The sequence below is a fragment of the Cupriavidus sp. SK-4 genome (assembly GCF_000611125.1).
Taxonomy (GTDB): Bacteria; Pseudomonadota; Gammaproteobacteria; order Burkholderiales; family Burkholderiaceae; genus Cupriavidus; species Cupriavidus necator.
Genome location: NZ_JFJW01000098.1, coordinates 116,680 through 121,408, shown reverse-complemented (window position 1 = coordinate 121,408; position 4,729 = coordinate 116,680). Strand labels below are relative to the sequence as shown.

The 4,729-nt window shown below is 68.3% G+C and carries 4 protein-coding genes; all 4 read right to left on the bottom strand.

From position 1 onward, the window contains the following. Positions 1-70 precede the first annotated feature (70 nt). From CF68_RS21615 to otsB, 4 genes are read right to left on the bottom strand one after another with little or no spacing between them, the layout of a single operon-like run. On the bottom strand, positions 71-415 hold the full coding sequence (locus CF68_RS21615) for a 4a-hydroxytetrahydrobiopterin dehydratase (protein WP_035822824.1): 345 nt from the start codon (positions 413-415) through the stop codon (positions 71-73). A 34-nt stretch (positions 416-449) separates the two neighbouring features. Next, positions 450-1,841, bottom strand: a complete 1,392-nt coding sequence (otsA, locus tag CF68_RS21610; protein ID WP_026200632.1) for an alpha,alpha-trehalose-phosphate synthase (UDP-forming) — start codon at positions 1,839-1,841, stop codon at positions 450-452. 57 nt (positions 1,842-1,898) lie between these two features. Then, complete coding sequence (locus CF68_RS21605) at positions 1,899-3,764, bottom strand: glycoside hydrolase family 15 protein (protein WP_010814429.1); 1,866 nt, start codon at positions 3,762-3,764, stop codon at positions 1,899-1,901. Positions 3,765-3,777: 13 nt separating this feature from the next. Next, positions 3,778-4,578: a trehalose-phosphatase gene (otsB, locus tag CF68_RS21600; protein WP_035822722.1), complete on the bottom strand. Its 801-nt coding sequence runs from the start codon at positions 4,576-4,578 to the stop codon at positions 3,778-3,780. Positions 4,579-4,729: the final 151 nt, after the last annotated feature.

Genomic DNA, 4,729 nt, shown 5'->3' with positions numbered 1-4,729 from the left:
GGCTACGCCGGCGAAACAGCCACGCTAGTCAAGAGCGATGAGGTACCGCACGCCCCCAACCAGCCCTCACTCACCCAATCCCCCCTGCCACCTCACTGGTCTTCACCGCCATGATGAAATCATTCCGGTGCAAGCCCTTGATCTTCTTGGTCCGCCACGACACCGTGGCATGCCCCCACCCAAAGCTGATCTCCGGATGATGCCCCTGCGCCTCGGCCAGCTGCCCGACGCCGTTCACGAACGCCAACGCCTGCGCAAAATTGCCGAAGGTGAAACGCCGTTCGAGCCGCGTCGCGCTATCGACCAGCTCCCACCCCGGCGCCTGCTGCAATAAATCCTCGGCCTCAGCCGGCGTCAGCGGCGGCACGCCGCCACGGCAAGGCGTGCACGATTGCGCTGCCAGGTCTTCGCTCATGGTCATGCTCCCCGACCGGAAGACAGCCCGCCTCTCAGGCCCCTTCGGTCTCAGTCAGTGCGCGCAGGAACTCACCGCTCCACCAGTGCACATCCTGCGCGCGGATGCGCTCCAGCAGTTTCTGGTGCCGCTGCTGGCGCTCGGCCAGCGGCATATGTAGCGCCTGCTGGATCGCCTGCGCGGTGGCGCGCGTGTCGTACGGATTGACCAGCAGCGCCTCGCGCAGCTGCTCGGCTGCCCCGGCAAAACGCGACAGCACCAGCACCCCCGGGTCCTCCGGGTCCTGCGCGGCGATAAACTCCTTGGCCACCAGGTTCATGCCGTCGCGCAGCGGCGTCACCAGCGCCACGCGGCTGGCGCGGCACAGGCCGGGCAGCCGCTTGCGCGCGGTGGTGCGGTGGATATAGCGCACCGGCATCCAGTCCAGCTCACCGAACTCGCCGTTGATGGCGCCGCTCAGCTGCTCCATCTCGCGGCGCAGGTCGACGTAGGCATCGACCGACTCGCGCGAGGGCGCGGCGATCTGCACCAGCGTCGCGCTCGAACGGTTCTCGGGGTACTCGGCCAGCAGCCGGTAGAACGCCTTGAGCCGATGCGGCAGGCCCTTGGAATAGTCAAGCCGGTCGATGCCCAGCAGCAGCCGGCGGCGCGCGTACTGCGCGCACATCATCTCGTAGGTTTCCTGCGCGTCCGCGCCGCGGCCCAGCTCCATGAACTCATCGACGTCGATGCCGATGGGGAAGGCCTGCGCCCGCACCGTGCGGTGGAAGGCGCGGTAGCGGTGCTCGCCCATGGGCTCGGCCTGCGCTTCGGCCTGCACGTAGCGCGAGAAGTGCTCGACATCCGCATGGCTCTGGAAGCCGAGCAGGTCGTAGGCGAACAGTGCGCGCATCAGCCACTCGTGCTGCGGGATGGCGGCCAGGATCAGCGGCGGCGGCAACGGCACATGCAGGAAGAAGCCGATCTTCTGGCCACAGCCGATCGCGCGCAGCTCTGAGGCCAGCGGGATCAGGTGGTAGTCATGGATCCAGATGATGTCGTCGGGCTGCAGCAGCGGCGCCAGCTTGCGCGCGAACAGCTGGTTCACGCGCCGGTACCCGTTCAGGAAATTGGAGTCGAAGTCCGCCAGGTCCAGCCGGTAGTGGAACACCGGCCACAGCACGCCGTTGCTGTAGCCCAGGTAGTAGGCGTCGTGATCCTCGCGGCTCAGGTCGACGGTGGCCAGCGTCACGTTGCCGGCCTGCTGCAGGTGCAGGTCGCCTTCACCCGGCGTGCCGCCCTGGGCGGTTTCCAGCGCCTTGCCGCTCCAGCCGAACCACATGCCGCCGGTCTGGCGCAGGGCTTCGGATAGCGCGACGGCGAGGCCGCCCGCCGCCACGTTGCGGGGATCGGCGACCCGGTTGGATACCGCTACAAGTCTTGGCATATGTTGTTCTTGGAGTCCTCTGTTCTGGTTGCCGTGGATGCCGTGGGCGCAGGCGGCTCAGATCACCGTGTCCCACGGCGCCGACAGCCGCATCGCGCCATTGATCAGCCCGACCATCGAATACGTCTGCGGGAAATTGCCCCACATCTCGCCGGTCACGGGATGGGTATCCTCGGACAGCAGCCCCAGCGGATTGCGCGAGGCCAGCATCGATTCGAAGATCTCGCGCGCTTCCTCGCGCCGGCCGATGCGTGCAAGGGCATCGATGCGCCAGAACGTGCAGATGTTGAACGCGGTCTCGGGCTTGCCGAAATCGTCGGGCGCCTCGTAGCGGCGCATATAAGGTCCGTCGCACAGCGATGCCTCCAGCGCCTTGACGGTGGCGATGAAGCGCGGATCGCGCGGCTCGATGAAATTGACTTCGGCCATCAGCAGCACGCTGGCATCCAGCTCGCGCCCGCCGAAGCTTTCGGCGAAGGCCTGGCGCTCTTCGCTCCAGGATTCGGCCAGGATGCGCTCCTTCATGCGCTCGGCATGGTCGTGCCAGTAGGCGGCGCGCGCCTGCAGCTGGAGCTTGTCGGCAACCTTGGCGAGGCGGTCGCAGGCGGCCCAGCTCATCAGCGCCGACGACGTATGCACGCGCGCCCGCGTGCGCAGCTCCCACATGCCGGCGTCGGGGGTGCCGAACACTTTCACGGCCTGTTCGCCCACTTCTTCCAGCCGGCGGAATTCAGCGGGGCCGCCGCGGTGCAGCAGCCGGTGGTCATGGAAGGCCTGGGCCGCGCCCAGCACCACGTTGCCGTAGACGTCGTGCTGGAAGTGCTCCTGCGCCTGGTTGCCCACGCGCACCGGGCCCATGCCGCGGTAGCCGGGCAGGTGGTCGAGCATGCTTTCAGGCAGCTCGCGCTCCAGGCCGATGCCGTACAGCGGCTGGATATGCCCGTCCTGCGACTGCATCACCACGTTGGACAGCCAGCGCAGGTAGTCCTCCATGGTGCCGACCTCGGACAGGCTGTTGAGCGCGCGCACCACGAAGAAGGCGTCGCGCAGCCAGCAGAAGCGGTAGTCCCAGTTGCGGCCGCTGCCCGGCGCCTCGGGAATGCTGGTGGTCATCGCCGCGACGATGGCGCCGGTCTCTTCGAACAGCGACATCTTCAGCGTGATGGCCGCGCGGATCACCGCATCCTGCCATTCGCGCGGCACCGCCAGGCGGCGGCTCCACAGGCGCCAGTAGGCGGTGGTCTCCTGCTCGAAGTCGCGCGCGGTTTCTTCCACGCCGTGCGCGAGGGTCTCGTCCGGGCCGAGGATAAAGTTGTACCCGCGCGTGACCAGGAACGGCGTATGCGACAGCACATAGGCCATCGGCGCGTCGGTGGTCATGCGCAGGGTCATGTCGTCGCCGATATAGCGCACGTGGCTGCTGCCGCGCGTCGTCTGCGGCGCCTTGCGGCCCCACTCGAAGCGCGGCGCCACCACCACGCGCACGCGCGGCGCGCCGCGCACCGGGCGGATGCGCCGTACCAGCGTGGTCGGGCGGAAGTAGCGCCCCAGCCGGAAGAAGCGCGGCGCAAAGTCGGTGATCTCCAGGCAGTTGCCGTGGATGTCCGTCAGCCGCGTGCGCAGCACCGCGGTGTTGGGCTCGTACCATTGCCGCGACGACTGGAAGTCTTCGATCTCGATCGAGAAATGGCCGGCGTTCTCGCTCGGGTCCAGCAGGGCGTTGAACACCGGGTCGCCATCGAAGCGCGGCAGGCACGACCAGACAATGCGCGCGCGGCAGTCCACCAGCGCAGAGATGGCGCAGTTGCCGATCATGCCAAGCGACAACGACGGATTGGCAAAACGGCTGCCGCCGTCGACAGTCTTGTGCACGCCTTCGGTCGGCGGCTGGCCCGGTTCGCTCGGGCTGCTCGGATTGGTCACAGCGATACCTCCCTCAGGATGTCGTTGTGCGCCGGGCCGGGCCTGGCTCGGCCTCATTCGGCACGGCGCGCGGCTGGCCGCCGGCGCCTTCCAGCGCTCGGGCCGAGCGGTGCAGCCAGCTGCGCAGCGCGGCCGGCCCGGGCACGCTGACGCTGGCCACGGTCTCGCGCTGGCCCACCAGCACGCCCAGCCCGCCGAGCTTGCGCACGGCGGCAAAGCCTGGCTCGTCGGTCAGGTCGTCGCCGGCAAAAAGCGGCACGCGCTCGGCGAAGGGCGCGGATTTCATGAATGCGGCAATGGCGTCGCCCTTGTCGACGCCGGCCGGCTTGATCTCGACCACCATCTTGCCGGGCAGCGCCTCCAGTCCGACGGCATGGCGCAGCACTTCGGTGACCGCGGCATCGACCACGCCGGCCAGTTCAGGCGCCTGGCGGTAGTGGATGGCGACGGCAACGGACTTGCGCTCCAGCCGCAGGGAGGGATAGGCGCGCACCAGCGCTTCCAGGTGGGGGATCAGCGGTTCCAGGCCGGGGGCGGAAGTCTTGGACACCATGCCGCCGTCGGTGCGGAACTCAGCACCATGCACGCCGGCGGCCGGCAGCCGCAGGGGCTGCAGGAAGTGGTCGAGTTCAGAGATCGGCCGCCCGGAGATGACGGCCAGCGCGCCGTCCAGACGCTCGAACAGCGTGTGCAGCGTGCCGACCAGTTCGGGCTCGACCTGCACCAGTTCCGGGCGCGGGGCCAGGTCGGCCAGGGTGCCGTCGAAGTCGAGAAACAGGGCGGTATTGGGTTCGATTAGCGGTAGTTGTGGCATCGCGTTACACCGTAACACGTCGTTTTGACCGGCGTCCACCGGACGCCGTCCTACATGGCGCGCACGCAACCTGGCCTCGACGCAAGTCCAGGGCCAAGCGTCTGCGGCCCTGCTGTGCCTGGCTCGCCGCGTCCGCATGAGTGCATCGTCA